This is a genomic window from Halorarum halophilum (assembly GCF_013401515.1).
In the GTDB taxonomy this organism is placed as follows: Archaea; Halobacteriota; Halobacteria; order Halobacteriales; family Haloferacaceae; genus Halorarum; species Halorarum halophilum.
On record NZ_CP058529.1, the window covers coordinates 1,742,905 to 1,769,209 of the forward strand.

25 protein-coding genes are annotated in these 26,305 nt (G+C 69.2%); 11 read left to right on the plus strand and 14 right to left on the minus strand.

What is annotated here, in order from left to right; genetic code table 11:
- The first annotated feature begins 55 nt into the window (after positions 1–55).
- A complete protein-coding gene (locus HUG10_RS08890; protein WP_179169232.1) occupies positions 56–700 on the plus strand; it encodes a hypothetical protein in 645 nt (214 codons plus the stop codon).
- 1 nt (position 701) lies between these two features.
- On the opposite strand, the gene uppS is transcribed toward HUG10_RS08890, so the two are convergent.
- From uppS to cofG, 5 genes are all read right to left on the minus strand, one after another.
- A complete protein-coding gene (gene uppS, locus HUG10_RS08895) occupies positions 702–1,634 on the minus strand; it encodes a polyprenyl diphosphate synthase (protein ID WP_179169233.1) in 933 nt (310 codons plus the stop codon).
- A 97-nt stretch (positions 1,635–1,731) separates the two neighbouring features.
- Positions 1,732–2,601 (minus strand): mechanosensitive ion channel family protein, encoded by an 870-nt coding sequence (locus tag HUG10_RS08900; protein WP_179169234.1) that lies wholly within the window; start codon positions 2,599–2,601, stop codon positions 1,732–1,734.
- A 117-nt stretch (positions 2,602–2,718) separates the two neighbouring features.
- A complete protein-coding gene (locus tag HUG10_RS08905) occupies positions 2,719–4,482 on the minus strand; it encodes a Coenzyme F420 hydrogenase/dehydrogenase, beta subunit C-terminal domain (protein ID WP_179169235.1) in 1,764 nt (587 codons plus the stop codon).
- Positions 4,475–6,166, minus strand: a complete 1,692-nt coding sequence (locus tag HUG10_RS08910) for a nitrite/sulfite reductase (protein ID WP_179169236.1) — start codon at positions 6,164–6,166, stop codon at positions 4,475–4,477. The genes HUG10_RS08905 and HUG10_RS08910 overlap by 8 nt, the downstream gene beginning before the upstream one ends.
- 173 nt (positions 6,167–6,339) lie before the next feature.
- The gene (gene cofG, locus HUG10_RS08915; protein ID WP_179169237.1) at positions 6,340–7,488 is read right to left on the minus strand and encodes a 7,8-didemethyl-8-hydroxy-5-deazariboflavin synthase subunit CofG; all 1,149 of its coding nucleotides are present in this window, start codon (positions 7,486–7,488) and stop codon (positions 6,340–6,342) included.
- 508 nt (positions 7,489–7,996) lie between these two features.
- Between cofG and HUG10_RS08920 the strand changes: the two genes are divergently transcribed.
- A complete protein-coding gene (locus HUG10_RS08920) occupies positions 7,997–8,989 on the plus strand; it encodes a ring-cleaving dioxygenase (RefSeq protein WP_179169238.1) in 993 nt (330 codons plus the stop codon).
- Entirely contained in the window at positions 8,982–9,623 is a 642-nt protein-coding gene (locus tag HUG10_RS08925; RefSeq protein ID WP_179169239.1) for an alpha/beta hydrolase, read from the plus strand. Before HUG10_RS08920 ends, HUG10_RS08925 begins: the two co-directional genes overlap by 8 nt.
- A gap of 170 nt (positions 9,624–9,793) precedes the next feature.
- Here HUG10_RS08925 and cofC read toward each other — a convergent pair whose 3' ends face one another.
- The 4 genes from cofC to HUG10_RS08945 form a co-directional block, all read right to left on the minus strand.
- Positions 9,794–10,417 carry a 2-phospho-L-lactate guanylyltransferase gene (gene cofC / locus HUG10_RS08930; protein ID WP_179169240.1) on the minus strand — a complete coding sequence of 208 codons (624 nt, stop codon included), beginning with the start codon at positions 10,415–10,417 and terminating at the stop codon, positions 9,794–9,796.
- 1 nt (position 10,418) lies between these two features.
- Positions 10,419–11,207 (minus strand): hypothetical protein, encoded by a 789-nt coding sequence (locus HUG10_RS08935; protein WP_179169241.1) that lies wholly within the window; start codon positions 11,205–11,207, stop codon positions 10,419–10,421.
- Positions 11,176–12,357, minus strand: a complete 1,182-nt coding sequence (locus tag HUG10_RS08940) for a tubulin/FtsZ family protein (protein ID WP_179169242.1) — start codon at positions 12,355–12,357, stop codon at positions 11,176–11,178. Before HUG10_RS08940 ends, HUG10_RS08935 begins: the two co-directional genes overlap by 32 nt.
- Positions 12,358–12,684: 327 nt before the next feature.
- The gene (locus tag HUG10_RS08945; RefSeq protein ID WP_179169243.1) at positions 12,685–13,623 is read right to left on the minus strand and encodes a complex I NDUFA9 subunit family protein; all 939 of its coding nucleotides are present in this window, start codon (positions 13,621–13,623) and stop codon (positions 12,685–12,687) included.
- 215 nt (positions 13,624–13,838) lie between these two features.
- On the opposite strand from HUG10_RS08945, the gene HUG10_RS08950 reads away from it, so the two are divergent.
- The 3 genes from HUG10_RS08950 to HUG10_RS08960 all read left to right on the plus strand — a co-directional run bounded on the left by HUG10_RS08950 (position 13,839) and on the right by HUG10_RS08960 (position 17,362).
- Complete coding sequence (locus HUG10_RS08950; RefSeq protein WP_179169244.1) at positions 13,839–15,497, plus strand: CTP synthase; 1,659 nt, start codon at positions 13,839–13,841, stop codon at positions 15,495–15,497.
- On the plus strand, positions 15,497–16,414 hold the full coding sequence (gene guaA / locus HUG10_RS08955) for a glutamine-hydrolyzing GMP synthase (RefSeq protein ID WP_179169245.1): 918 nt from the start codon (positions 15,497–15,499) through the stop codon (positions 16,412–16,414). Before HUG10_RS08950 ends, guaA begins: the two co-directional genes overlap by 1 nt.
- A 618-nt stretch (positions 16,415–17,032) precedes the next feature.
- On the plus strand, positions 17,033–17,362 hold the full coding sequence (locus tag HUG10_RS08960) for a DUF7126 family protein (RefSeq protein ID WP_179169246.1): 330 nt from the start codon (positions 17,033–17,035) through the stop codon (positions 17,360–17,362).
- Here HUG10_RS08960 and HUG10_RS08965 read toward each other — a convergent pair whose 3' ends face one another.
- Positions 17,363–17,722, minus strand: coding sequence for a hypothetical protein (locus HUG10_RS08965; protein ID WP_179169247.1), 360 nt, complete (start codon positions 17,720–17,722; stop codon positions 17,363–17,365).
- A 235-nt stretch (positions 17,723–17,957) separates the two neighbouring features.
- On the opposite strand from HUG10_RS08965, the gene HUG10_RS08970 reads away from it, so the two are divergent.
- Both HUG10_RS08970 and HUG10_RS08975 read left to right on the plus strand, forming a co-directional pair.
- A complete protein-coding gene (locus HUG10_RS08970) occupies positions 17,958–18,752 on the plus strand; it encodes a hypothetical protein (protein ID WP_179169248.1) in 795 nt (264 codons plus the stop codon).
- A 226-nt stretch (positions 18,753–18,978) separates the two neighbouring features.
- Positions 18,979–19,308 carry a cupin domain-containing protein gene (locus HUG10_RS08975; protein ID WP_179169249.1) on the plus strand — a complete coding sequence of 110 codons (330 nt, stop codon included), beginning with the start codon at positions 18,979–18,981 and terminating at the stop codon, positions 19,306–19,308.
- Between the two features lie 45 nt (positions 19,309–19,353).
- Here HUG10_RS08975 and HUG10_RS08980 read toward each other — a convergent pair whose 3' ends face one another.
- Both HUG10_RS08980 and radB read right to left on the minus strand, forming a co-directional pair.
- The gene (locus HUG10_RS08980) at positions 19,354–19,731 is read right to left on the minus strand and encodes a 30S ribosomal protein S8e (RefSeq protein WP_179169250.1); all 378 of its coding nucleotides are present in this window, start codon (positions 19,729–19,731) and stop codon (positions 19,354–19,356) included.
- Positions 19,732–19,861: 130 nt separating this feature from the next.
- Positions 19,862–20,554 carry a DNA repair and recombination protein RadB gene (radB, locus tag HUG10_RS08985; protein ID WP_179169251.1) on the minus strand — a complete coding sequence of 231 codons (693 nt, stop codon included), beginning with the start codon at positions 20,552–20,554 and terminating at the stop codon, positions 19,862–19,864.
- Positions 20,555–20,641: 87 nt separating this feature from the next.
- Between radB and HUG10_RS08990 the strand changes: the two genes are divergently transcribed.
- Positions 20,642–21,391, plus strand: a complete 750-nt coding sequence (locus HUG10_RS08990) for a hypothetical protein (RefSeq protein ID WP_179169252.1) — start codon at positions 20,642–20,644, stop codon at positions 21,389–21,391.
- Here HUG10_RS08990 and HUG10_RS08995 read toward each other — a convergent pair whose 3' ends face one another.
- Both HUG10_RS08995 and larC read right to left on the minus strand, forming a co-directional pair.
- Positions 21,392–21,553 (minus strand): FmdB family zinc ribbon protein, encoded by a 162-nt coding sequence (locus tag HUG10_RS08995; protein WP_179169253.1) that lies wholly within the window; start codon positions 21,551–21,553, stop codon positions 21,392–21,394.
- A gap of 13 nt (positions 21,554–21,566) precedes the next feature.
- Positions 21,567–22,994, minus strand: a complete 1,428-nt coding sequence (gene larC / locus HUG10_RS09000) for a nickel pincer cofactor biosynthesis protein LarC (protein WP_179169254.1) — start codon at positions 22,992–22,994, stop codon at positions 21,567–21,569.
- A gap of 309 nt (positions 22,995–23,303) precedes the next feature.
- On the opposite strand from larC, the gene HUG10_RS09005 reads away from it, so the two are divergent.
- On the plus strand, positions 23,304–25,529 hold the full coding sequence (locus HUG10_RS09005; RefSeq protein WP_179169255.1) for a CDC48 family AAA ATPase: 2,226 nt from the start codon (positions 23,304–23,306) through the stop codon (positions 25,527–25,529).
- 304 nt (positions 25,530–25,833) lie between these two features.
- Positions 25,834–26,235: a double zinc ribbon domain-containing protein gene (locus HUG10_RS09010; RefSeq protein WP_179169256.1), complete on the plus strand. Its 402-nt coding sequence runs from the start codon at positions 25,834–25,836 to the stop codon at positions 26,233–26,235.
- Positions 26,236–26,305 lie beyond the last annotated feature (70 nt).

Below are 26,305 nucleotides of genomic sequence, written 5' to 3' on the forward strand. Positions count from 1 at the left end.
TTCGAATCTCACGGGCGACGGAAGAACTACATACGGGCTCGTGCGAGCCGAATTAATGGCGTTCACCCACGTCCCGCTCCGGCGCTCGGCCGCGCTCGGCCTCGCCGCCGCCCTCCTCGGCTACCTCCCCGCGTTCGCCCTCGCGACGCTCCGACGATCCGCCATGCTGGCCGTCGAACTCCCCGGCGACCTCCGCGACCCGGCACCGATGCGCGAGGTGCTCGAACCGGGGACCGCGACTGCGGCCGGGTGGCTCTGGTACAACGCCCACCTCGTACCCACGTCGGTGCCGACGACCGACGTGCTCGCCGGGCGGGCGACGCTGACGAACGTCAACTTCCTCAACGCCGTCGGCGGGGTCGCGTTCCTCCTCTACCTCGTTCCCCCGGTCCTGCTCGTCGCCGCGGGGTACGCCTTCGTCCGCTCCGACGGTATCGGGCTCTCGATGGCCGTCAGCGGCGGTGCGAGCGTCGCGGTCGGCTACACGCCGCTGCTGGTGCTCGGCGCGTTCCTGATCACCGCCCCCGCCGCGGAGCACGTGGCCGCCGGGCCTGCCGGTATCCCCAGCCTGTTCGCCGCACTCGTCTACCCGGTCGTCTTCGGCGCGCTCGGCGGAGTTCTGGCGAAGAAACGCGTCCAAGCGATCGAGGCCGCCGACGAGGAGGGAGACGCCGGAGAAGGGACGACCGAGACGACCTGATTCAGTCCGCCGTCCCGCCCTTCGACTCCAGCGCCTCCTCCACTTCGGCGGCGTCGCCGCTGGGGAGCGTCTCGCGCAGGCGCGTCGCCACGGCCCGGGCCGCCTCCGTCTCGGTCGCCGCGAGCGAGCGGACGAGCGCGACCGCGCGCTTCGTGCGGGCGCGGCGCCACGACTCCTCGCGGGCCTCGTACGTCCGGATGCCCCGGAGGAGGTCGACCTTCGAGAACTCCGGCCAGAACGGCGTACAGAAGAACACCGCCGCCTCGTTGCCGTTGGCGTGCCAGGGGAGGAAGTTCGAGGTTCGCTCGTCGCCGCCGGTCCGGATGATGAGGTCCACGTCGCGGACGGGGCTGCGGTAGAGGCGGGACTCCACCTCGTCCACGTCGACGTCGGTCGCGGCGAGGCTCCCGTCGGCCACGTCGCCGGCGACCTCCCGGACGGCGCCGAGCAGTTCGTTCCGGCCGCCGTACGCCAGCGCGATGTTGAGGGTGAAGCCGTCGTAGCCGTCGGTCCGGCGCTCCGCGTAGTCCACGGCCGCGCGGACCCGGTCAGGGAGCATCGCCACGTCGCCGAGCGCGCGGATGCACACCTCCTGGTCGTGGACGCGGTCGGCGTCGGCGAACTCTCGGAGCTTCGACTCGAGGAGGTCGAACAGGGGGGCCAGTTCCTCGTCCGGGCGGTCGAAGTTCTCCGTCGAGAAGGCGTAGAGGGTCAGCTCCTCGACGCCGAGGTCGGCACACCAGTCGAGCACGCGCTCCGTCGTATCCGCGCCGGCTCGGTGGCCGTCGGGCGCGTCCTCGCCCTGCGAGCGCGCGTACCGCCGGTTGCCGTCCTGGATGATGGCGACGTGTTCGGGTGCGCCGGTGATCTCACGGCGGAGGAGCCCCTCGTAGGAGCGATCGAAGGCGGCCCGGAGCCGATCGGGGACGTTCACGCTGCCCCCACCTGGAACCCCGGAGAATATGTGTCTTGTGAGAGCCGCCAGCGTCGACGGTGCGTCATCGTCCGTTCCATCGGCGTACGGGCCTTCGTTACGGCTCCGCTAACTCCTCGACGACCTCGACCTCGCCGGTGAGCTGACGGTGCACGTACGGCATGTCGATCCCCTCCGCGTCGAACCGCTCCTTCACCGCCTGCACGTACTCCGAGCGAACGCGGACGAAGTCCGAGCGGTCCGGATCGTCGATCCAGAAGCGCGACTGGAGGCCGACTGCCGAGTCGCCGAGTTCGGTCAGGCGGACCGACGTCGCCGGGTCGTCGAGGATCTCCCCGTGGGCCTCGGCCTCCTCGACCAGGATGTCGGTCGCTTGGTCGATGTCGTCGTCGTAGCCGATGCCGAAGACGAACTTCTGGCGGAGCGTGTCGTACGCGACGGGGTTCTTCACGGCGTTGTTCGCCAGTTCCCCGTTGGGGACGGTGATCTGCTCGTTGTCGAAGGTCCGGACGCGCGAGACGCGGAGGTCGATCTCCTCGACGCGCCCGGCGGTGTCGTTCCACTCGATCCAGTCGCCGACCCGGAACGGCTCGTCCTTCAGGATGAACACGCCGGCGACGAAGTTGCCGATCAGGTCCTGCGCGGCGAAGCCGATCGCCAGCGCGAGCGCGCCGCCGAGGGCCGCGAACGCGGTCAACGAGGCGCCGGGGACGGCGACGCTGAACGCCACCGCAACGGCAGCGAACAGGACGATCCCGGCAGCGACGCTGTCGGCTAAGCCCAGCACCCCCTCGTCGAACCCGCGGGCCGAGAGCGCCCGTTTCACCAGCGGGACGAACGCCAGGCGACCGACAATGTAGACCAGGAGAAACGCGACGACGAAGTTGACGAGCTGTCGCAGGTACACTTCGGCGTCCGCGAACACAGCACCGACGTCGATTCCGACCTGTAGCGCGACTGGGTCCATCGGCATCGGCTTCGGACGGGCATATAAATAAACTGGTGACGCCGGAGAACGCGGGTGTTATCGGTCGTACTGGGGGGACTGGGGCCCGGTCGTGGAGGCTGACCGAACTCGCGCCCCTCAGTGATCGGCCTCGTGCGGGTTCAGCTCCGTCCCGTACCGCTCGGCGTGTTCGGTGTACTCGATGAACCGCGGGGCGTCCGGGTCGAACGGGCGTTCCAGCGACTCGAACGCCTTCTTCTTGTCCCACGACTGGAGGCCGCCGACGGCGGAGCGGTCCTCCAGGTCGTGGTAGTCGAGGTCCGGCTCCGTCAGCTCCCACGCCTTCAGCCCCCGCTCGGTGCGGACGATGACGCTGGAGTACTCGTCGCTCGACCCGACCGAACCGACCGTGAGGTCCGCGCAGTAGCCGGTGAAGTCGGCGCACTCGTCACAGCCCTTCAGCGCGGCGCCGTGGAACTCCTCGATGTCCTCCTCCAGCAGGAGGTCGCCGTCGTCGTCGTAGACGATCATGTCCCCGTGGAGGACGTCGAGCTTCCCGATCTCCTCGGGCTGGATGTCCCGCTTCTCGGCGAGCTGCTCGCCGACGAGGCGCTCGTAATTGAAGTTCTTCGTGCACATCAGCGCGATAGTGTAGTCGGCGGCGCGGACGCCCGCCTCCTGAGAGGCGTAGTCCCAGTCGAAGTCCTGCAGGGCGCGGATCCCCTCGATCTCGCAGGGCGTGCCGACGAGCGCCAGCGAGAGGTCCTCCGGGTCCGTCTCGGGGAGCTTCTCGGCCCACTGGTCGACGTCGACGTTCCCGAGCGCCATCGTCTGGTTGTAGAAGCTCCCCGCGTTCGCGATCAGCTCCTCCGGCGTCGTCGCGAGGAAGCTCTCGGCCTTCCAGGGCTCCTCCTCGGACTCGGTGGCGACGAGCGCGCCGTCGATCTCCCCGGCCTCCAGCAGGTGGATCAGGACCGACGTGACGAGCCCACCGTCCTGGGCGTTCTCGCGCCACGACTCCTCCACCTTCGCGGAGAACTCCGTGATGGGGTCGCCGGCGCCCTTCACGTTGTCCTCGCCGCCGGTGATCTTCCACTGGCGCTCGTAGCGCAGGCCGCCGCGCGGGCAGAAGTCCCAGCAGAGCGAGCAGCCGGTGCACATCTTCACCAGTTCCGGAAGACCGTCGTCGCCGATGCCGATGGAGTCGGACGGGCAGGAGGCGACGCAGGTTCCGCACTGGATACAGCGCCCCTCGTCGATGACGGCCGCGTCGAGCTCCATGAACCACGTCTTCCCGTCGGGCGTCTCGATGTCGTTCATCTCGTCCCGGATGGCGTAGCCGGGCGTGTCGAGGTCGATGCCGTCCGGGACCCCGACCCGCCTGTCCGGCCGGTCCGTCGAGAGGTCCTGGCTCCTCCCCTCGCCCGGCTCGGTGAACGACAGGTCGCCGAGGTTCCCCTCGCCGTCGACGTTCGCGGGGCGCGCGCCGCCGTCCGGGGCGGCAGTTCGCCTACCGTCGTCGATTCCAGCACGCTCGTCGGCACCGTCGCAGCCGCAGCTGCCGCCACAGCCGCAGACGCTAGCACCATCAGCCGTTCCGGTTTCGTCGCCACGCTCGCCACCGTCGCGCTCCGCTTCCCCCCGGTAGAACCGGATGGGCTTCGCGTCCGTCCGCTCGTGACCGGAGTGATCGGTTCGACCCCCGCGGCCGCCACCGCCGCTCGTCGGCGGCACGGTGGCCTCGTCGCCCGTCCCCCCGGACTCGGGGATTCGCGGGAGTGGCTGGTCCGCGGTCTCGTCCTCGTCGGAGGCGGTGTTCGGGACAGCATCCTCGACGAGTTCGGGCGCTGCGTCGGCGGGCGCGTTCACCCCACACTCCTCCCGGTGTTGCCCGTCAGTCATCGGCCGCGACACCTCCCGCGACGTTTGCCTCCGCACGCTGCATGAGCGCCCGAAGATCGTCGTCGTCGACGCGGCGGCACCACTCGTAGAACCGCTCGCCGTCACGTCGATCGTCCGCGTACGCCGCGAACAGTTCCGCCAGCGCCGGGATGACCGATCCGGCGGGCACCGCGGTCTCGACCCAGTCGAGGAACTCGTTATCCGTCCCGAGGCTCCCGCCGAGACCGAAGTCCATCCCCTCGACGATATCGCCGACCTCGCCGTCCTCTTCGACCTTGACCGTCTCCCCCCGGAAGCCGATGTCAGCGATCTGCGGCTGGGCACAGGAGGCCGAGCAGCCGGACATGTGCATCCGCACGACCTCAAGGTCGTCCGGGGTGTCGATGCGCCGGTCCAGTTCCCTCGCCCAGCGGCGGACGCGCTTTTTCGTCTCGATGATGCCGTAGTTGCAGAACTCCGAGCCGGTGCAGCCTACCGCGCCCCGCGAGAACGGCCCCGGGTCGGGCTGGTAGTCGGCCGCGAAGGGTTCGGCGAGCAGGTCGTCGACGTTCCCCTCGGGGACGTGCGTGATCAGGAAGTTCTGGTCGGTGGCGAGCCTGACCGTGGCGTCGTCGGTGCCGTACTCCCGGGCGGCGCGGGCGGCCGCGGCGAACTCGTCGCCGCCCATCCGGCCCGCGATGACGTTGAAGCCGACGTAGCACAGGCCGTCCCGCTTCTGCTCGTGGACGCCGACGTGGTCGCCGGTGTACCCCACGGTTCGGTCGGTCCCCCTCGTCGGGAGGTCGACGTCGCAGCGGTCGCGGACGGCCTCCTCGAACGTTTCGGGGCCGAGCTGCTGGACGAGGTAGCGCATCCGGCAGACGCCCCGGTTGTTCCGGTCGCCGAGTTCCTTGAACGCCTGGGCGACCGCACGACAGAACTCCACGGCGTCCTCCGGCGGAACGAACACGTCCAGCGGCGAGGCCATCCGCGGGCCGTCCGAGAGGCCACCGCCGACCCGGACGTGGAAGCCGTAGAGCTCCTCGCCCTCGACCTCCTTTCGCGCCGGCGTCAACCCCACGTCGTTGATCTGGGACTGCGCGCAGTCCTCGCGACAGCCCGTGATGGTCAGTTTGAACTTCCGGGGGAGGTTGGCGTACTCCCGGTTCTCCGTGAAGAAGTCCGAGACCGCGTCGACCACCGGCTGGGCGTCGAAGCACTCGTGGTCGGTCAGCCCGGCGGCCGGGCAGCCGAGCACGTTGCGGGCGGAGTCGCCGCATCCCTGGATCGTCGTGAGTCCGACCTCGTCGTACCGTTCCCAGATGGCGGGCACGTCCTCGACCTCGATCCAGTGCATCTGGACGTCCTGGCGCGTCGTGATATCGAGGAACGCGTCGCCCCAGATCTCGTTCTGCTCTGCGCCGCCGTGCTCCGGCGGTGCGGTCGCGTACTCGTCCGCGACCTCGCCGATCACCTCGGCCTGCTCGGGGGTGAGGCGGCCGCCGGGCACCTTCGTCCGCATCATGAAGTAGCCGTCCTGGCGCCCGTGGGCGTACATCCCGGCCCACTTGAGCCGCTCCCACTCCCCGTCGCCGGCCCGCGCCTCGATCTCGTCGAACGCGAGCCCCTCCTCCGCGTACTCGCGGACGTCGTCGACGACGTCGAGGGGGTGTTTCTCCTGCTTCCACCGTTCGACTGAGTTCATACGCGGCCTGTACGTAACGAACTGTTATGCGGGTTCGTCACCGGGCGAGTTCTGCACCTGCTCCCGGCTACGGGCAGCATTCGTGTGGAGTGGTGACACGCGACACAGCGTGCCGCGTCACGGAATCCCACACCCCGTATGGGGGCTCGACCAGAACATCCACGAGACCGGCGTCACGGTTCGAGGGGATTCTTGCCCCTTTCGAGCACCGAACGGAACCGTCGCCCCGCCGAACCGTCGTCGCCGATGGCATCCCTCAGACGGTCCGCGATCCAGCCGTCGTCGGGGGCGTCGGACGTCCCGGCCGACCCGCCGAGTTCGTCGGGGACGAACCGGTCGTACACCGGCAGCCGCTCGAAAAGCGGGACGCCGCCGTGGTCGGCGACATCCTCGAGTTCCCGGAGCGCCGGCCACTCATAGTCGGGGTTGATGTAGTCGTCCGTCACCGGCGAGACGCCGCCGAGGTCGTCAACGCCGCAGTCGAGCAGGTCGCGCACGGGCGCGAGGTTCGGCGGCGACTGCACCGACACCTCCTCGGGGAGCGCGGCGCGGGCCATCGCCACGACGCGCCGCATCGTCCCCGTCGAGGGGGCGTCGTAGTCGGAGCGCTCGTTCGGGACGACGGGCTGGACGATTACCTCCTGGACGTGGCCGTACCGCTCGTGGAGCTCCCGGATGGCGAACAGCGACTCGGCGCGGTCGCGCCAGCCCTCGCCGATGCCGACGAGGATACCGGTCGTGAACGGGACGCGCGCCTCACCGGCGGCCCGGATCGTGTCGAGCCGCTGGCCTGGCGTCTTCCGGCGGGCGCCGCTGTGGGCCGCGACCTCGGCGGTCGTCTCCAGCATCACGCCCATCGAGACGTTCACGTCGCGCAGGCGCTCAAACTCCTCGCGGGAGAGGTCGCCCGGGTTCGAGTGCGGGAGCAGCCCCTCCTCCAGCGCGATCTCGCAGGCGCGGACGTGGTAGTCCACGATGTCGTCGTAGCCCCATTCGTCGAGCTGGTCGTGGATGGCGGTGTAGCGGTCGTCGGGCTTGTCTCCGAAGGTGAACAGCGCCTCCGTACAGCCGGCGTCGGCGCCGATCCGGCACTGCTCGCGCACCTCCTCGGGCGACATGAGGCTCGCCTCGCCGGGCACGTCGTAGTAGGTGCAGTAGGTGCAGGTGTACCGGCAGGCGGTGGTGAGCGGGAGGAAGACGTTGCGGGCGAAGGTGAGTGCCGGCGCCGCTTCGACGTCGTCGGGCGTCACTGTGAGCAGGTCGTTGACGGCGTCGTCGTCGACCGACACGTCGACGTCGTACTCCGCGGCGCCGGGGAACACGGGAACACGTGGTTCCGGAGTCCCCAAAAGGGAGTCGGTCGCGGCGATGGGTGGTTGTAGCGAAGGGTGGTGTTTCGACCCCCAGTCCGTCAGCGACCTGCAGGGCTGAGGACCGGGAGGCGACCGGGAAAGCCCCCGCGGCCCCTTTCAGTCCCACCCAACCGCGCCGCAGCCACACCCTCCCCAGCCGACTCGCTCGCTGACGCTCGCTCGTCCCTCGCGCGCGTCCGGCTGGCACGGAGGCCAGCCGGCACGCGCCACTGCAGATCCTGAATCCACGTGGCGCGCGGCAGCCACGCCCTCTGCCCGACCGCTCGTGGAAGGGGCGAGCACTGCGGGCGAAACACGATGGGGTTTCTGTAACTCGTACGTAGTGGTACTCCATCAACCATCGGACCCGAAGTCGAAAAGTCACAGACCAGCCCATCGAGCGCCCAGTGACACCGACGTAACCGGGTGACCCCGCCGTTCGCGAGTCCTTATCCGGCCGGCTCACCAACGCGATGGCATGACGCAACCCGACCATCTGGACCCGATCGAGGGCATCCACCACGTGACGGTGATGTCCGGCGACCCCGACGAGAACGTTCGGTTCTTCCGGGAGACACTGGGCCTCCGGCTGGTGAAGCGGACCGTCAACTTCGACGACGTGAACACCTACCACCTCTACTACGGCGACGAGGTCGGCACGCCCGGAACCGTCTACACCGTGTTCCCGTTCGGCGAGGGGCGCCGCGGCCGCAACGGCACCGGCGAGGTGTCGGCCACCGTGTTCGCGGTGCCGGAGGGGAGCCTCGACTACTGGCGCGACCGCCTCGAATCCGAAGGTGCCCAGGTGCGAGAACCCGAGGACCGGTTCGGCGCGCGCGTGCTCCCCTTCACCGACCCCGACGGGCAGGAACTCGAACTCGTTGGGACCGACGAGTTCGGCGGCATCGAACCGTGGGCCGACTCGCCGGTCCCCGAGGAGCACCAGATCCGCGGCTTCCACGGCGTCACGCTCAAGCTCGGCGACGTCGACGCGACCGCCGACCTGCTCGAGTTCATGGGCTACGAGTGGGTCGACGAGACGGGCGACCGGACCCGGTTCCGCGGCGCCGGCGACCGCGCGGCCGTCGTGGACCTGGTCGAACGGCCCGACGCGGGTCCCGCCGGCGGCGGCATCGGGTCCGTCCACCACGTGGCCTTCCGCGTGCCAGACGACGAGACCCAGCTCGCCTGGCAGCAGGCGCTCCGCGAGCGCGGCCAGCACGCGACCCCCGTGAAGGACCGCCAGTACTTCCGATCCATCTACTTCCGCGAGCCCGGTGGGGTGCTGTTCGAGTTCGCCACCGACGGCCCGGGGTTCGACATCGACGAGCCGGTCGGGGCGCTCGGCGAGGAGCTGAAGCTGCCGGAGTGGCTGGCCGACGACCGCGAGCGGATCGAGTCGGCGCTGCCGCCGCTGTCCGCGGCCGACGGGTCGTCCGACGTCGACGGGGAGGTTCGGGCGGATGACTGAGGGTCCCCACGCCGACCAGCAGGTCGTCACGGCCGGCGCCGACCTGGCGGACGCACGGGCGGCGGTGGTGATGGTCCACGGCCGCGGCGCGACCGCTCGGAGCATCCTCGGGATGGCCAGCGAGTTCGGCACCGACCACGTCGCCTACCTCGCGCCCCAGGCGGCGAATCACACCTGGTACCCCCACTCGTTCCTGGAGGAGACGGAGAAGAACCAGCCCCACCTGGACTCCGCGCTCGAGTTCCTCGGCGAGACGGTCAAACGCGCTGCCGACGCGGTGGGTCACGATCGTGTCGCCCTGCTCGGCTTCTCGCAGGGCGCGTGCCTCTCCTCGGAGTGGGTCGCCCGGAACGCCCGGCGCTACGGCGGCGTCGTCGCGTTCTCCGGCGGACTCGTCGGTCCGGAGGGGACCCCCCGGGAGTACGAGGGCGACCTCGACGGGACGCCGGCGTTCCTCGGCTGTTCGGACGTCGATCCCCACATCCCGCTGGAGCGCGTCCACGAGACCCGGGACGTGTTCGAGGACCTCGGCGCCGAGGTCGACGAGCGCATCTACGAGGGCATGGGCCACGGCGTCAACGAGGAGGAACTCGCCGCCGCGAAGGGCATCGTGACGAGCCTGGAGCGGGAGTAAGGCCAGTCGGCAAGCAGGTCGAACGCTGACTTTCCGTGGCTCGTCGCTCTTCTGGACAGGAATCAGTGGGAGTAAAAGGAGTCGCGAGACTTTCGCGGTCGTCCCTGTGACCGTAATGCTCTAGAAGTAATGGGGGAGACACTATCGAACGAAGGCAGTCCGAATGAGTTCTATTCCGACCGAGTAAGGCCAACCCTGCCGTCGCTCGTATCCAGTTCGAACCCCGCGTCGACGAGCCAGTCCCGCGACGCGCCCTCCCCGTGCAGCAGCACCTCCACGAGGTCCTCGGGTTCGTCCACGTCGGTCGCGAGCCGCCACGAGTCCACCTCGCGCACGCTCGCGCCGACGTCCCGCGCGGCCCGGAGGTGGTCCAGGTACGAGGCGCCGTGGTAGTCCACCCGGAACTCCGGGTGTCGGACGACGAGCGCGTTCGTCCCGCCGCCGCGCCCCGGCGCGATCACCACGTCGCCGCCGGCGGTCAGTCGCGAGAGCGCGGCGGGCGTGGCGAGCGCGAGGTCGGCCATCACGACGGCGACCGGTTCGTCGTCGGAGGCGCCGTGCTCGCGGAGCGCGTCGTTCACCGCCTCGGTCAGCGGCCGGTCGTCCACCGTCTGAGCGACGTCGCGGTCCTGTCGCTCGGTGGCGAGCAGGTGGGGCGAGAAGTCGGCCGCCCGAAGCGCGTCGAGCACGTCGCTCAGCATCGCGTCGGCGAAGGATCGGCGCTCGGACGCCGTCAGAACGTCCGCGAGGCGCGTCTTCGGCCGCTCGGCCGCGAACGGCACGATCGCGCGCATCTCAACCGAGTCGATCGTAGTTGTCCTGCCCGGAGCGCCAGTACAGGACGCCCCCGACGAGGACCGCGAGCACGAGCAGGCCCGCGACGCCGTAGATGATGAGCTGGTTCCGCTGCTGATCGCTGGAGGCCTGGTTCGCCTCGCGCTCGGATCGCTCGGCGAGCGTGACCGCGTTGTCGAAGTTGCCGGCCTCGTAGGCGTTCACGGCGCTGTCGAACGTCTCCTCCGCGTTCGTCGGGTTGCCGGCCGAGTCGATGGCGGCCGCCGCCGAGTCGAGCGCCTCGCGCGCCTCGCGGCTCTCTTGGGTGTACTGGGTCGCGTTCTCCGCGACGATCTCGTTGGAGTCCCCGCCCTGACGCACCTGCTGGAGTTCGACCAGCCGGAACTCGGCCTGCCGCTCGTAGTCGTACGCCTCGATCGGGGGGACGGTGCCGGTCACGCGGACCCGGACCTCGTCGTGGCCGTCGTCGATGGAGACCGAGGCCCCCTCGAACGACTCCCCGTCGTAGGACTCCTGGTCCACCTGGTTGCCCGCCTGGTCGTAGTACGTCACCGTCCAGGTGACGTTCCCGAGGCCGGTCGAGCCGGCGAGCTGCCAGCTGTCGTACTCGCCGTACAGTTCGGCGAGCGTCAACGTGGCCGTGACCTCCTCGCCGACCTCGGCGGTGTCGGGCAGGTCCTGCTCGCCGACCGAGACGGCAGCCGCTGGCGCGACGGCCGTCACGAGGAGCGAGAGTACGATGAGGACCTGGACGAGCCTAGAACAGCGATTCGAGCTCGTCTTCGTCATCACTTACCAGGTTGTCCAGGTTGTCGTCGCTCTCCTGCCGGATCTCGTCGATGTTGTCTTGCGCCTCGATGGCGACCTGCTGGAGCTCCTTGATGCGCGGGACGTTCGTCACGCCCGACAGCAGGATGACCGCCGCAACGAAGCCCGAACCGCTGACGGGGTAGTCGCCGCCGCGGACCTCCATCGAGCCGGTCTGCTCTTCGAGCCACTTCCGGCCGCGCTCGATGCCCTTGCGGTTGAGGTGCTGGGGCGGGCCGGCCATGACGAGCAGGGCGCGCTCTGCGCCCTCGATCTCGCAGGGCAGGGTGAGCCGCCCGAGCGCCGCCTTGCGGACGAGCGACGTGATGCGGTTGGTCGTGTGGGCCGTGTCGAGCCCCTCGTCGCCGCCGTCGTCGCCGGTGAGCCGCGAGAGCAGGCCGCCGGAGGACTTCTCCTCGACCTCCTCGCTGGCGTAGCCGACCGTCGACACGCCGCCGCCGCTGAGCGTGTTGATGATCTCGCTGGAGTCGACGACCGACTCCGCGACCTCCTGGCCGGCCTCGACCTCGCCGGCGCCGAAGAGGATGCCGAACCGCTTGACGATCTCCTCGTTGATCTCGTCGTAGCCGCCCGACACCGACTCGCCGGTCTTGCGCCACGCGTCGTTGTCGAACACCATGAGGTTGTCCACCTCACGGACGAACGTCTGGAACGAACGCGCCGCGTTGAGCGTGTAGATGCCGCCCTCGTCCGAGCCAGGCAGGACTCCCAGTCCGTAGACGGGTTCGGTGTAGATGCGCTTGAGGTGCTTCGCGAGCACGGGCGCACCGCCCGACCCGGAGCCGCCGCCCAGCCCGGAGACCACGAGGAACGCGTCGACCTCGTGGACCGGGATGGAGTCGACGGCGCCCTGCACCTCGTCGATGTCCTCCTCGGCGATCTCCGCGCCGAGCTCGTTGTCGGCGCCGACCCCGTGACCCTTGACGCGCGACTGTCCGATCAGCACGCGCTGGTCCTGTGGGATGTTCTCCAGTCCCATGAGGTCGGCCTTCGCCGTGTTCACAGCGACCGCGGCGCGAACGATGTCGCTCCCCGTCCGACGGTCGTAGTCGACGAACGTATCGACGATCTTTCCCCCTGCTTGTCCGAAACCGATGAGTGCGAGTTTCATGCGTCTCCCCTCCTCATTAGCCGAGAAACAGTTTCAGCGTGGATAAAAGGTTTGTGTTGGGGGTATCGATTCTGAGAGCCGCCGGGCCCCCGTGCTGGCCCGGAAACCGCACGACTGCGTCCAGGTAAGCTCTCCTTTCCGGCACCGGTCGAGCGTCCGACAGCTGTCTGACTTGCCATCGTTCTGTCTCGTCTCGGGAGGCTATCCGCATTAGTTACTCCCGCCATAACTCCGGTGGTAACCGTCCCTTACCAGTCGTCTCGGTCGTACTACCTCGAGAAGTTGGACTATCTGTAGGTCTGGAGAGTTCAGTGGGCCGGGGTGAGCTTACGCCGGCGTACCGGTCCGTCGAGCCGTTCCCCCTCTCCCCTCCAGCCCCAGGTACTCCGCGAACGTCGTGAGGTCGGCCTCCCGCACGTCGAACGCCCCGATGGCGTTGTCGCGCGTGGTGTTGTCGAACTCGAGCGAGCGGTACTGATCGGGCCCCATCGGGAACCCGAGCGTCCCCAGCACCGTCAATCCGACCTTCGCAAGTCCCATGGGGAGGCCGACGACGGAGACGGACTTCCCCTCGGACTCGTACACCATGTCGGTGATCTGCCGGAGCGTGAGCACCTCGGGGCCGCCCAGTTCGTACGTCTCCCCGAGGTGGTCGTCGTCCTCGACCGCGTCCGCGAGCATGGGCACGAGGTCGCCGACCCAGATCGGCTGGAACCGCGTCTCCCCGCCGCCCGGCAGCGGGTACACCGGCAAGCCCGGGGCGAACATCCCCTTCATGCGCTTCGTGAACGAGACGAACTCCCCCCCGTCGCCGAAGACGACCGAGGGCCGGGTGATCACGTGGGGCAGGTCGCTGTCGCGGACCGCCGCCTCCGCGCGGCCCTTGGCCCGGATGTAGTGGGTGTCGCCGTCCGGGTCGGCGCCGAGCGCAGACTGCTGGACGAACCGCCCCACGTCGGCCTCCTCGGCCGCCCGCAGGAGGTTCTCGGTTCCCAGTCGGTGGACCCTGTCGTGCATCTCGTTGCCGCCGTCGGGCGTGAACAGCGGGGAGAGAGCGACGAGGTTGACGACCGCGTCCGCGCCCGCGGGTGCGTCGCGGACTGAGTCGTAGTCGGTCACGTCGCCCCGGACCGTCTCCACGCCGTCCGGGAGGTCTGCGTCGTCCGGCGAGCGGGCCATCGCCGTCACGTCGTGGCCCCGCTCGTCGAGTTCCCGGCAGAGGTACCGCCCGATGAAACCGTCGCCGCCCGCGATGAGGACCTGCATACGTACAGGTGTTGACGCGGCCGTGACATAACCTTGCGGGGCCGTGACCGGAGCTGTTCGTGTGGTGAGAGCGAGGTAGCGACCGGGAGGTTTCCTCCGTCAGTCCGAGTCCGTCCCGTGTGCAGACCGACCGAGTACCGCCCGGAGGACGTCATCGAACCGACCACTCCGCGTCCCTCCGAAACGGTTTTCCACGGGCCTGACGCACGGTCAGTATGCCGACAGAGGAAACGGGGTACGACCCGACACTGGGTCGCAAATTCATCTTCGTCACCGGCGGTGTCATGTCCGGGCTGGGAAAGGGCATCACGGCCGCGTCTACCGGCCGCCTCCTCGCCAACGCCGGGTTCGACGTGACGGCGGTGAAGATCGACCCCTACCTGAACGTGGACGCGGGGACGATGAACCCGTACCAGCACGGCGAGGTGTACGTACTGAAGGACGGTGGCGAGGTGGACCTCGACCTGGGGAACTACGAGCGCTTCCTCGGGGTCGACATGACCTCCGACCACAACGTCACCACGGGGAAGACGTACCAGCACGTCATCGACAAGGAGCGCGCCGGCGACTACCTCGGGAAGACGGTCCAGGTCATCCCGCACGTCACCGACGACATCAAGCGGCGCATCCGCGAGGCCGCCGAGGGGACCGACGTCTGCATCGTCGAGATCGGCGGCACCGTCGGCGACATCGAGGGGATGCCGTACCTCGAGGCGCTCCGCCAGTTCGCCCACGAGGAGCCCGATGACAACGTCCTCTTCACCCACGTCACACTCGTCCCGTACTCGAAGAACGGCGAGCAGAAGACGAAGCCGACCCAGCACTCGGTCAAGGAGCTCCGGAGCATCGGCCTCCAGCCCGACATCGTCGTCGGGCGCTGTGACGACAAACTCGACCCGGCGACGAAGGAGAAGATCGCCCTGTTCGGCGACGTCCCGACGGACGCGGTGTTCTCGAACCCCGACGTCGAGGACGTGTACCACGTCCCGCTCGTCGTCGAGGAGGAGGGGCTCGACGAGTACGTGATGGAGCGACTCGGCCTCGCCGGCGAGGCGCTCCCCGAGGGCGAGCGCGAGAACACCTGGCGGAACCTCGTCACGCGCGAGCGAACGGGCGAGGTCGACATCGCGCTGGTCGGCAAGTACGACCTCGAGGACGCGTACATGTCGGTCCACGAGTCGCTGAAGCACGCCGGACTGGAGCGCGGCGTCGACGTGAACGTCCAGTGGGTCAACTCCGACGAGATGCTCGACCACCACGACGAGCGCCTCCGGGAGGCCGACGGCGTCGTCGTCCCCGGCGGCTTCGGCTCGCGGGGGACGGCCGGGAAGATCGAGGCCATCCGCTACGCCCGCGAGCACGACGTCCCGTTCCTGGGGCTCTGTCTCGGCTTCCAGATGGCCGTCGTCGAGCACGCGCGGAACGTGCTCGGGCTCGAGGACGCCCACTCGGCCGAACTCGACCCCAACACAGCGCACCCGGTCATCGACCTCCTCCCCGAGCAGGCCGACGAGGACGACATGGGCGGGACGATGCGTCTCGGCGCCCACGAGACGGAGATTCTGCCGGGCACGCTCGCCCACGAGGTGTACGGCGCGGATGTCTGCGTCGAACGCCACCGCCACCGCTACGAGGTGAACCCCGAGTACATCGACGACCTGGAGGCCGGCGACCTGGCGTTCTCCGGCCGGGCGGGCCGTCGGATGGAGATCCTCGAGCGCGCGGACCACCCGTACTTCCTCGGCACGCAGTTCCACCCCGAGTTCCGCTCGCGCCCGGACCGCGCCAGCCCGCCGTTCGTCGGCCTGCTCGACGCGGTCCTGGAGCGTACCGACCCGCGTGGAGGAGCGGACGAAGAGGGGGTGACCCTCTGATGGTGGACGCAGACGCCTTCATCGAGGAGGCCACAGCCGAGATCAGCGACGAGGTCGGCGACGCCAACGCCGTCATCGCGCTCTCGGGCGGCGTCGACTCCTCGGTCGCGGCGGCGCTCGCGTACCGCGCGCTCGGCGACCGACTCACACCGGTGTACGTCGACACGGGGCTGATGCGGAAGGGGGAGACGGACGCCATCCGCGAGACGTTCTCGTTCATGGACTCGCTGCGGGTCGTGGAGGCGCAGGACCGCTTCCTCGACGCGCTGTCGGGCGTGACCGACCCCGAGGAGAAGCGGAACGTCATCGGCGAGGGGTTCATTCGCGAGTTCGAGCGCGAGGCGAAGGAGGCCGACGCGGACTACCTCGTCCAGGGGACCATCTACCCCGACCGCATCGAGAGCGAGGGGAACATCAAGTCCCACCACAACGTCGGCGGCCTGCCCGACGTGGTCGACTTCGAGGGCATCGTCGAACCCGTCCGCGACCTGTACAAGGACGAGGTCCGCGAGGTCGCCCGGGCGCTCGACCTGGAGGAGGTCGTCTCCGAGCGCATGCCGTTCCCGGGCCCGGGCCTCGCGGTCCGCGTCGTCGGCGAGGTCACCCGCGAGAAGGTCGAGGTGGCCCGCGCGGCGTGCCACGTCGTCGAGGAGGAGACCGAGGAGCACGACCCCTGGCAGGCGTTCGCCGCCGTCCTCGGCAAGGCGACGGGCGTGAAGGGCGACAACCGCGTCCACGGCTGGGTCGTCAGCGTCCGGTCCGTGGAGTCGCGCGACGGGATGACCGCCCGCGCGCAGGAACTGCCGTGGAAGACGCTCCAGCGGATCCAGTCGCGGATCACCGGCGAGAACGAGAACGTGGCCCGCGTCGTGTACGACGTGACGCACAAGCCGCCCGCGACGATCGAGTACGAGTAGGTTCGGTTCGGATATTCTGGCGACTTCTTTCTGTTCGTGAGTTCTCGAGCGCGAGCTGTGAACTGGATCACGACTGGCTTTCAGTCCCGCCCTGGGGACGGTCAGGCGAGCGTCGTGTGTCCTCCCCACGCCTCCCCGGCGGGCGCGGCTCCCGGCCCTCCGCGAGACTCACCTCGTTCGACTTGCGCGCTCTCGTTCGCTCCCTCCGGTCGCTCACGAGAACTTCGGGGCCGCTCGCGTGGCGCCCGCACGCATCCCCCCGACAGTTGGCCGGCGAACGCTCGGGAGGACTACCGACGGCGTTTTCGTTCGGTAGTCGGGTCGTGTCCCTGGGCCGAGATTCGGCAGGGTGGGGATGGAAGGGACCACGGCTTTCACGGGCGCGCTGCGCCCGTGAACTCAGGAGAGCTTGCTGTCCAGTTGCTCGGCGAACCCCGACCCCGCAAGCACCGCAGGCCGAAGGCCGAGGAGCGCAGCGTGGGGCGCGGGAGCCGAGAGCCGTGGGCGCTTCCGAGGCGTTCCAATTCGCACTGCGGACGGAATACACGTCAACACGAACATCCGAGAACCAAATCGCGAATACAACCCCTTTTCACCGCCGGGGCGCTCCAGCAAGCCATGACGAGTAAAACCGCCATCGTCGCCGGTCCCGACGAGGAGCGCCTCGCGGACGCCCTCGAGTCCCACGGGTTCGGCGTCACCCGCATCGAGGACGTCGTCTCCGGCGAGACCCTCCGCGAAGCGGGTATCGACGGCGCCGCGCTGTTCGTCCTCACGGACCTCGAGGAGGCGACGAGCATCGCCGTCGCGAAGGAACTGAACCCGGACGTCCGCGTGGTCGCGTACGCCCACGACTCGCTCCCGGAGTTCGCGAAGGCGCAGGCGGACCTCGCGGTCGACCCCGACCTCCTCGCCGCCGACGTGGTCGCCGAGGAACTCGCGGCGTAGCTACTGCGAGACCGCTTCCATCGCCCGCTCGATCCTGTCCGCCCCTTCGGCGTCCTCGTACGCCTCCATGAACGACCGCGCGACGTCGAGCGCCTCGTCCCGGCCCTCCACGTCGGCGATCGGGTCCATGCGGTCCGGGTTGTCGAAGGACCCCTGGACGACGCCGACCCGCCAGCGATCGGTGTCGGCGTGGGGGACGTTCGGCTCCGAGGGGAACACTCGTAGTCCCACCTCCGCGCCCTCCCGCTCGTACAGGACCGATGCCCGGGCGTCGTCGGTCGACGGCATCGCCTCCATGCTCTCCGCCTCCGACCAGCCCACCGGGAAGCTCTCGTCGTCCGAAGTGTCGGATCCGACCATGGTACCAGTTCGGCTGGAAGACACCTAAGCGCGGGGGCCGACGCCGACCGACGACGGCCCACGTCGCCCGCGGGGAGGGCGAGGCTCGAACACCCGCGACCGGTCGGACCGGGCGACTGCCGCACCGAACCGTCCCTTAATCGGGCTTAATTCGGGTTCAGAGCGCTTCAAATCGGGGAACTCGCGTTCGGCGTTTCCCCTATTCATGTAGTGTGGGGTCCAGGGGGAAATCGCGATGAACGCACATGGACTGCTGGTGGTCTTCGTCGTCGCGCTCATGGTGAGTGCCGGCGCCGGGGCCGCCGCGACAGGGGCGGAGGGAACGGACACGACGACCACAGAGACGGCGACGGAGACAGGGACCGAAACGGAACCCGTCGACTACGACGCGGACGCGAGCTACGATAACGGCACGGTGACGTTCGTCGTCGCCGAGAGCGGCTCCGGCGTCGACGGGCTGGACGTCAGCGTCGACAACGAGTCGGTCGGCACGACCGACGCGAACGGGACCGTGACGTTCGACTCGAACGAGTCGGAGATCGAGATCGAGGTCTCGGGCGAGAACGTCACTGGCGAGTTCGAGTACGCGCTCGAGAACGGCACTCTCACCCTCGTCGAGGGCGGGTTCGAGTACGCAGACGGAGCGGAGGACGAGGCGCGCGGGCCGCCGACGGATATGCCCCCGCAGGCGAACGACCGCGTCTCCCAGATCCACGGCATCATCAACGCCTTCCTCGACGGTAACCTCGACGAGGACACGACCCTCGGCGCCGCGCTGAGCGACATCGTCTCCCAGAAGAAGGACGCGTCCGAGCGGGGCGCGCCCGACGACGCCGGGAAGCCCGACGACGCTGGAAAGCCCGACGACGTCGGCCCGTCCGACGACGCTGACGACGGGGAGGAGTCGGACGACGCGGAGAACGATGAAGATGACGAGGACGAAGACGATGAGGAAGACGAGGACGACTCGAACGGGAAGAGCGACGACCGCGGGAACCGCGGCAACGGAAACGGTAACGGTCGACCGTAGGCCCGAGTTCGTTCCCGTCGGACGCGGATGAGGCGTCCGCGGGCGCGACCGGAACCGACCGCAGGTCGCCGCCGACCGACGGACGGCAACTGAACGCGGACGCGCCTCGCCGGGGGCGCGACTCGGAGGCACGCGACGGGTGGGCGCCGACCGCCCGCGGCGGTATCGGGGGGCACTGATTCGGGCACCCACACACGCTTTTTGTCCAGCGGGAGAACGTCACACCATGGACCGACTCGCAGACGTCCTCTCAGAACTCGACCCCGACGACGGCGCGGTCGAGTCGGCGGAAGTGGTCGTGACCGACGACGTGCTCGTGAAGGCGTTCGCGCTCGGCCCCGGCGCCGAACTCTCGCCCCACGAACACGCGGACAGCACAAACGTCTTCCACGTCGTCCGCGGCACCGTCACGGTGATCCGCGACGGCGAGGAGGCGGCGGTCGACGCGCCGGGCGTCGTGCTCCACGAGCGCGGCGACGTCCACGGCGCGCGCAACGACACCGACGAGGTCGTCGCGTTCACCGCGAGCCTCTGCCCGCTTCCCGGCGGAGGGTAGGCGTCGCTATCGCGTAAAACGGAGATTCGGAAAACGCGAACCGGGTTACTCGTCGACGACGACGGCGTTCACCTGGCCGGTCTGACCCGGACGGGAGGTGACGCGCGCGGTGCCGGCGCTCGTCTCGATGACGGCGCCCTTCGTGATGATGTTCCGGCGGACGTAGTTCACGTTCGCGGGGTTCTCGACGACGTCCTCGATCTCGGCCTCGGTCGTGTCGCCGCCTTCGGTGACCTGCGCGACGTTCGTGGAGAGCGCGCGGACCTTCTGGCCCGTACCGCGGGAGGCGACGACCTGGAACCGGGGCTCGCCGACGGTCGTCTCGGCCGGCTCGCGGCCGAGCTGGTGTCGCTTCTTGTTCCGAAACGTGCGGCGTCGACCGCCGGTACGCTTTCGCTTCTGACGTCCGCTCTGATCTTTCATACCCCGAAGAACCGCCGGCGGCTACTTGAATCGCTCGACTCCCGTCTCGGGAGTCCTGACGGTCTGCTACGGGCGTTTCGGCGGGTGGAGACCCGGAAACCAGCGGAACGGACGGTCGGACGGCATCCGCTCAGGGTTCGTCGCCGTCCTCGATCCCCGATCCGGTGATGCGGAACCGCGCGGTCCCCCCTGCGGGCTGGGAGCGGTGCTTTTCCAGGGTCGCGCGGCGGTTCCCCCCGCGGTAGCGATCGAGGCGGACGACGACGCCCGTCCAGTGCTCGAGCGTGTTCCCCCCGAGCGGCCGGACCCGGTCGGCGTCGGGGTCGGTGAACACCTGGTTCGTGATGAGGACGGCGAGGTCGCGCTTGCGGGCCAGCGAGAGGAGGTGGGTGATCTGCTTGGCGACCGTCCGGAGCGAGTCGCCGCCCTGCTGGTCCTCGCCTCGCTCCAGCCGGTAGAACCCCGTCGCCGAGTCGAGGACGATGAGGTCCGCCTCCTCGGCGAACCCCTCGACGTCCCGGATCGCCTCCGCCTGCTCCTCGAAGGACAGCGCCTCGGTGACGATGAGTCGCGAGGCGACCTCCTCGACCGGTTCCTCGGAACGCGCCTCGGCGATCTGCCGGAAGCGCTCCATCGACAGGTCCTCGGTGTCGATGTAGAGCACCGTGTCGCCGGCGGCGGCCGCCTCGGCCGCGGCGGTCAGCGCGACGTTCGTCTTCCCGGCCGCCGGCGGGCCGTACAACTGCGTGACGACGCCGCGCTCGAGGCCGCCGCCGAGGAGGTCGTCGAGGGCGTCGGAGCCGGTGGTGAGCGGGTCGGACACGGGCGTGGCTGGGGCGCCATCGGTTAAGAACCCCCCGGACCGCGGGGGCGACACCGTAAAGCCGGTCCCGTGACCTACTCCCGGCCAGTGATCGTCGTCGCCACCGAGGACTTCGCACTCTATCACGCCGTCGTCGGCGAACTCCGCGACCGCGGAGCGACCTTCACGACCCAGGAACCGGGCACGGAGTTGCCCGATCGGGCGGAGGTCGTCATCTCCGCCCCGTCCGATCGCGTCCCAGACGACGTCGACGGGACCGAGGATGTGGAGCGCGTCACCACGACGGCCGAGGACGCCCGCGCCGGCGTCGCCACGGCGCTCGGCGTGGTCCGCGGGGGCGAGGGTCGCCTCGTCGTCGGCGTCGACCCCGGGGAGCGGCCGGGCATCGCCGTGCTCTCGGGCGAGACGGTCGTCGCGGCGTACCACGTTCCGGTCGCGGACGCGGTCGACGCGGTCCGCCGGGAAGTCGACGGCGAGCCGGACGCGCTGGTCCGCGTCGGCGACGGCGCCCGGCTCCAGGGCGCGCGCATCGTGAACGACCTGGAGGGCGTGACCGTGGAACTCGTCGACGAGACGGGGACGACGCCCGTGCTGGGCGCCGGCGCGAACGGAAAGGGCATGGCGGACGTGCTCGCGGCGGTGAACATCGCCCGACGTGAGGGCGACCGCGTCGAGACGCGCGACGTGAACCCGACGGCCGGCGAGATACAGCGGGTGAAGAACGAGTCCCGCGAGCGCTCCGACGGTGAGGTGACCATCGGCGAGTCGCTGGCTCGACGGGTCGCGCTCGGGGAACTCACGATGGCGGAGGCGCTCGCCGAGCAGCAGGAGGAGTGACTACTCGTCGCCGACGAACACCGTCCTCACCCGGTTGCCACAGGCCGGGCAGTTCAGCGTCTGCCACGCCCGTGGGTCGAGTCCGCCCGTCGTCTCCGAGCGGATCGCCTCCGCCCGTGTGAACCGCTCGCCGCAGGTCGGACACTCGTACTCGTCGGTCATCCGTGCCCGCCGCTCAGTCCTCCCGCACGGCCGCCTCCGCGCGGCGGAGCACCTCGCGGGTCGGCAGGCCAGTCTCGCGGGCGACCGCCGCGGCGTCGTCGTACTCCGCGCTCACGTCGTACGCCGTGCCGTCCGCATCCGACGCGACCTTCACGGTGACCTCGTACGCCTCCCCGTCGATCTCGAGTTCGGCAGTCTCGAACGCGCGCTCGGCGATCCAGCGGTGGCGCGCGCCGCCCTCCCGCACGCCGAGCGTGCCGGTCTCCTCCGCGAGTCGGCGCGCGACGGCCCCGGCGTCCTCGGGCTTGCAGATCACCTTCACCAGGTGGCCCGGTCGCGACTTCTTCATCGTCGCGGGCAGGATCGAGACGTCGCGGGCACCGGCCTCCCCCAGCGCCTCGTAGAGGCCGCCGAGCACCTCCGGCGTCGCGTCGTCGAGGTTCGTCTCCAGCACGGCGACGTCGTCGCGGACGAGCCCCGATTCGGCCGCCGTCTCCCCGGGGGTGACCGCCTCGCCGCCGTCCGTCCGCGTCTCGCCGACGATCGCCCGGAGGACGTTCGGGCGGTCCGGGAAGTCGTAGCCGCCCGCGCCGTAGCCGGACTGCTCGACGCGGAGCGACGGTAGTCGCTTCACGCCCTCGGCGAAGTGTGCGAGGATCGCCGCGCCGGTGGGCGTCAGCAGTTCGGCGTCGACCGGGCCGCCGCGGAGCGACCAGCCGGCGCGCTCCGCGATCTCGACGACCGCCGGGACAGGGACCGGGTAGACGCCGTGGCTGAACTCGATCTCGCCGTCGCCGGTCGCGAGCGGCGTCGTCACGACGCGATCGGGCGCGAGGTCGGCGAACAGGAGACAGCACCCGACCACATCGGCGATGGCGTCGTCGGCGCCGACTTCGTGGAAGTGCGTGTCCCCGAGGGGCTGACCGTGGACGGACGACTCCGCCTCGCCGAGGACCTCGAAGACGGCGAGCGCGTCCGATTCGACGCCCGCCGGGAGCCCCGCGTCCTCGACGAATTCGACCACCTCGGCGTAGGTTCGTTGCGGGCCGTGGCCCTCCGCACCGTGGTCGTGTTCGTGACCGTGAGTGTGACTGTCTTCGTGGTCGTGTGAGTGGCCGTGTCCGTCGGCGTGTGAATGGCCGTCGTCGTGAGGATCGTGGGAGTCGGCGTGATCGTGGCCGTGATGATGGTCGTGTGAGTGGTCGTGACCGCCACGACCGTCCTCACCGTCGTCCCCTCCCTCGGTCCGAGCCTCGTCGTGGACGACCCGGGCACGGGTCGCGGCGATGCCACGCTTGTCGACGGTGTCGAACTCGTAGGTGACGGGCAGGACCTCCTCGACGGGATCGAGGACGGCGGGGTCGGCGCCGGCCGCGACGAGCGCGCCGAGCAGCATGTCGCCGGCGGCGCCCATCCGACCGTCGAAGGCGAGCGTTCGCATACTCCCACCGACGAGGGCCGGGGTAAAAGTCGGTACCGTCGCCGGTGCGTCGGGGAACCGCCGACCGACGAGACGTCGATCCGCGACACGTATCGGCGATCCTACTTGTCTCCCGTCGGCGACCGTCGTCCGACCGACTCGCGTCCGCCACCCGTCATCCGGGCACCCGGTGATGTTTTCAGGCCCCGTCGCGTACCGTGGTATGTCGTATCACACCTCGTCGGAAACCGACAACGAGACGAGGTAGCAAAGCACTTAACCGCGGACGACCCGGAGATTCCCCACACGAACACCCCCGTCCCCTAACACATGAACGAAGTTCAACTCGAAGTCGCGAAGGCGTACCCGAACGACTCGGGGCGCGGTATCGCGCGTCTCGACCCCGACACCCTACTCCACCTGAAGCTCTCCCCCGGCGACATCATCGAGATCGAGGGCGCCGAGACCACGGCGGCGAAGGTGTGGCGCGCCGACCGGCAGGACTGGAACACCGACACCGTCCGCATCGACGGGTTCACGCGCCAGAACGCCGACGTCGGTATCGGTGAGCGCGTCACGATCCGCAAAGCGGAGGCACAGAAGGCCGAGAGCCTCACGCTCGCGCCGCCGGAGGAGGCGTCCGTCCAGTTCGGCTCGGACGCCGCCGGCATGGTGAAGCGGCAGATCCTCAAGCGTCCGGTCGTCGAGCGCGACATCGTGCCGGTCATGTCGAGCACGAACCACCCGTTCATGCGCTCGCCGGGCCAGGCAATCCCGCTCATCGCGGTCGACACCGAACCCGACAACGTCGTCCTCATCACCGAGGACACCGAGGTGGAGCTCCGCGAGGAGCCCATCTCCGGGTTCGAGAAGACCGGCGGCGGCATCACCTACGAGGACATCGGCGGCCTCCAGGGCGAGATCCAGCGGGTCCGGGAGATGGTCGAACTCCCGATGAAGCACCCGCAGATCTTCCAGAAGCTCGGCATCGAGCCGCCACAGGGCGTGCTCCTCCACGGCCCGCCGGGCACCGGGAAGACGCTGCTCGCGAAGGCCGTCGCCAACGAGACCAGCGCCTCGTTCTTCTCCATCGCGGGGCCCGAGATCATCTCGAAGTACTACGGCGAGTCCGAACAGCAGCTCCGGGAGATCTTCGAGGACGCGAAGGACGAGTCGCCCTCCATCATCTTCATCGACGAACTCGACTCCATCGCGCCCAAACGCGAGGACGTGACCGGCGAGGTCGAGCGCCGCGTCGTCGCCCAGCTGCTGACGATGATGGACGGGCTCGAGACCCGCGGCCAGGTCATCGTCATCGCCGCGACCAACCGCGTCGACTCCGTCGACCCGGCGCTCCGCCGTCCCGGCCGCTTCGACCGCGAGATCGAGATCGGCGTCCCGGACGAGTCCGGCCGCAAGGAGGTGCTGCAGATCCACACCCGGGGGATGCCGCTCTCGGACGACGTGAACCTCGACCGCCTGGCCGACGAGACCCACGGCTTCGTCGGCGCCGACATCGAGAGCCTGACGAAGGAGGCCGCGATGAAGGCGCTCCGCCGGTACCTCCCCGAGATCGACCTCGACGAGGAGGACATCCCGCCGAGCCTCATCGACCGCATGATCGTCAAGCGGAGCGACTTCCACGGCGCGCTCGCGGACGTCGAGCCGTCGGCGATGCGGGAGGTGCTCGTCGAGCTTCCGAAGATCACCTGGGACGACGTCGGCGGGCTCGAGGACCCCAAGCAGCGGGTCAAGGAGGCCGTCGAGTGGCCGCTGTCCGACCCGGAGAAGTTCCAGCGCATGGGCGTCGAGGCGCCGAAGGGCGTCCTCCTGTACGGCCCGCCCGGCACGGGCAAGACGCTGATGGCGAAGGCCGTCGCCAACGAGACGAACGCGAACTTCATCTCCGTGCGCGGCCCGCAGCTGCTCTCGAAGTGGGTCGGTGAGTCCGAGAAGGCCATCCGGCAGACGTTCCGGAAGGCCCGCCAGGTGTCGCCGACGATCATCTTCTTCGACGAGCTCGACAGCCTCGCGCCGAGCCGCGGACAGGAGATGGGCAACAACGTCTCCGAGCGCGTCGTGAACCAGCTGCTCACCGAACTCGACGGGCTCGAGGAGATGGGCGACGTGATGGTCATCGGCGCGACGAACCGGCCGGACATGATCGACCCGGCGCTGATCCGTTCGGGCCGGTTCGACCGGCTCGTGATGATCGCACAGCCGGACGAGGAGGGGCGCGAGCAGATCCTCAAGATCCACACGGACGACACGCCCCTGGCCGCCGACGTGAGCCTCCGCGAACTCGCGGAGATCACAGACGGCTACGTCGGCTCGGACCTGGAGTCCATCGCGCGCGAGGCCGCCATCGAGGCGCTTCGCGAGGAGGACGACGCCGAGGAGGTCGGCATGCGCCACTTCCGCCAGGCGATGGAGAACGTCCGGCCGACGATCTCCGAGGACATCATGAGCTACTACGAGGGCATCGAGGAGCAGTTCAAGGGCGGCGGCACCGACTCGCTTCGCAGGGACAAGGGCGGTCGGATCGGGTTCCAATAGAACCTCTTTTTCGCGGGGGCCTCCTCGCTCGCTCCCTTCGGTCGCTCGCTTGTCGACCCCCGCCAAAAACCCGTTCATGCTGTGGGATTCCTTCGGAATCCCACTGCTGACGGGAAATCTTCGATTTCCCGTAATGCCAAAAGGCCGCGACCTCGGGCCTTCGGCCCTCGCTCGCGGTACTAACGCTGGTGTGAACCGCCACCGCAACCGCCACGGGACGTTGGTCACGGAATAACGGAACTCGGCGGGATTCGGTCGCCGAGTCGACCGAGAGGTTATTATCGTACGCCATGAGCCTGCGTTCATGTCCAGGCCCTCCCGGACGAAGAGCGGTTTCCACGGCTTTCTGAAGGCGCTCGTAGCAGTCATCATCATTTTCTCATCCGCCGCGTTCGGGTTCCTCTTCCTCGGACCCCTCGGGGCGATGCTCGGCGGACTATTCGGGGTGTACGTTGCTACAGCCGACCAGAGACGGACGCGAACGGAGGAGTTGGAACCCGACCAGGTGTCGTGCCAGGAGTGCGAAGCGGACAACGTCCGGTCGGCGAACTACTGTCAGAACTGCGGCGTCGAACTGGAGACGGCCGAGCCCGAGAACCCCGCACGGAAGAAGTCGAACGGCGAGGTGTACTACTGCGACAAATGTGGGAACACGGTCCCCGAGGAGTCGGAGTCGTGTCCGGACTGCGGGCGGGAGCTCTCGTGAACGTAGTCGATCGGGAACACCGAGTTCGTTGATCTACCGTCCGCCGCGGCGGAATCACCAGTGACTGTAC

Coding starts and splice junctions, on each gene's coding strand:
- HUG10_RS08890 (WP_179169232.1), top strand. CDS start 56: ATGGCGTTCACCCACGTCCCGCTCCGGCGCTCGGCCGCGCTCGGCCTC.
- HUG10_RS08900 (WP_179169234.1), bottom strand. CDS start 2,601: ATGGACCCAGTCGCGCTACAGGTCGGAATCGACGTCGGTGCTGTGTTC.
- HUG10_RS08905 (WP_179169235.1), bottom strand. CDS start 4,482: ATGACTGACGGGCAACACCGGGAGGAGTGTGGGGTGAACGCGCCCGCC.
- HUG10_RS08910 (WP_179169236.1), bottom strand. CDS start 6,166: ATGAACTCAGTCGAACGGTGGAAGCAGGAGAAACACCCCCTCGACGTC.
- HUG10_RS08920 (WP_179169238.1), top strand. CDS start 7,997: ATGACGCAACCCGACCATCTGGACCCGATCGAGGGCATCCACCACGTG.
- HUG10_RS08925 (WP_179169239.1), top strand. CDS start 8,982: ATGACTGAGGGTCCCCACGCCGACCAGCAGGTCGTCACGGCCGGCGCC.
- cofC (WP_179169240.1), bottom strand. CDS start 10,417: ATGCGCGCGATCGTGCCGTTCGCGGCCGAGCGGCCGAAGACGCGCCTC.
- HUG10_RS08935 (WP_179169241.1), bottom strand. CDS start 11,207: ATGACGAAGACGAGCTCGAATCGCTGTTCTAGGCTCGTCCAGGTCCTC.
- HUG10_RS08940 (WP_179169242.1), bottom strand. CDS start 12,357: ATGAAACTCGCACTCATCGGTTTCGGACAAGCAGGGGGAAAGATCGTC.
- HUG10_RS08945 (WP_179169243.1), bottom strand. CDS start 13,623: ATGCAGGTCCTCATCGCGGGCGGCGACGGTTTCATCGGGCGGTACCTC.
- HUG10_RS08950 (WP_179169244.1), top strand. CDS start 13,839: ATGCCGACAGAGGAAACGGGGTACGACCCGACACTGGGTCGCAAATTC.
- guaA (WP_179169245.1), top strand. CDS start 15,497: ATGGTGGACGCAGACGCCTTCATCGAGGAGGCCACAGCCGAGATCAGC.
- HUG10_RS08960 (WP_179169246.1), top strand. CDS start 17,033: ATGACGAGTAAAACCGCCATCGTCGCCGGTCCCGACGAGGAGCGCCTC.
- HUG10_RS08965 (WP_179169247.1), bottom strand. CDS start 17,722: ATGGTCGGATCCGACACTTCGGACGACGAGAGCTTCCCGGTGGGCTGG.
- HUG10_RS08970 (WP_179169248.1), top strand. CDS start 17,958: ATGAACGCACATGGACTGCTGGTGGTCTTCGTCGTCGCGCTCATGGTG.
- HUG10_RS08975 (WP_179169249.1), top strand. CDS start 18,979: ATGGACCGACTCGCAGACGTCCTCTCAGAACTCGACCCCGACGACGGC.
- HUG10_RS08980 (WP_179169250.1), bottom strand. CDS start 19,731: ATGAAAGATCAGAGCGGACGTCAGAAGCGAAAGCGTACCGGCGGTCGA.
- HUG10_RS08995 (WP_179169253.1), bottom strand. CDS start 21,553: ATGACCGACGAGTACGAGTGTCCGACCTGCGGCGAGCGGTTCACACGG.
- larC (WP_179169254.1), bottom strand. CDS start 22,994: ATGCGAACGCTCGCCTTCGACGGTCGGATGGGCGCCGCCGGCGACATG.
- HUG10_RS09005 (WP_179169255.1), top strand. CDS start 23,304: ATGAACGAAGTTCAACTCGAAGTCGCGAAGGCGTACCCGAACGACTCG.
- HUG10_RS09010 (WP_179169256.1), top strand. CDS start 25,834: ATGTCCAGGCCCTCCCGGACGAAGAGCGGTTTCCACGGCTTTCTGAAG.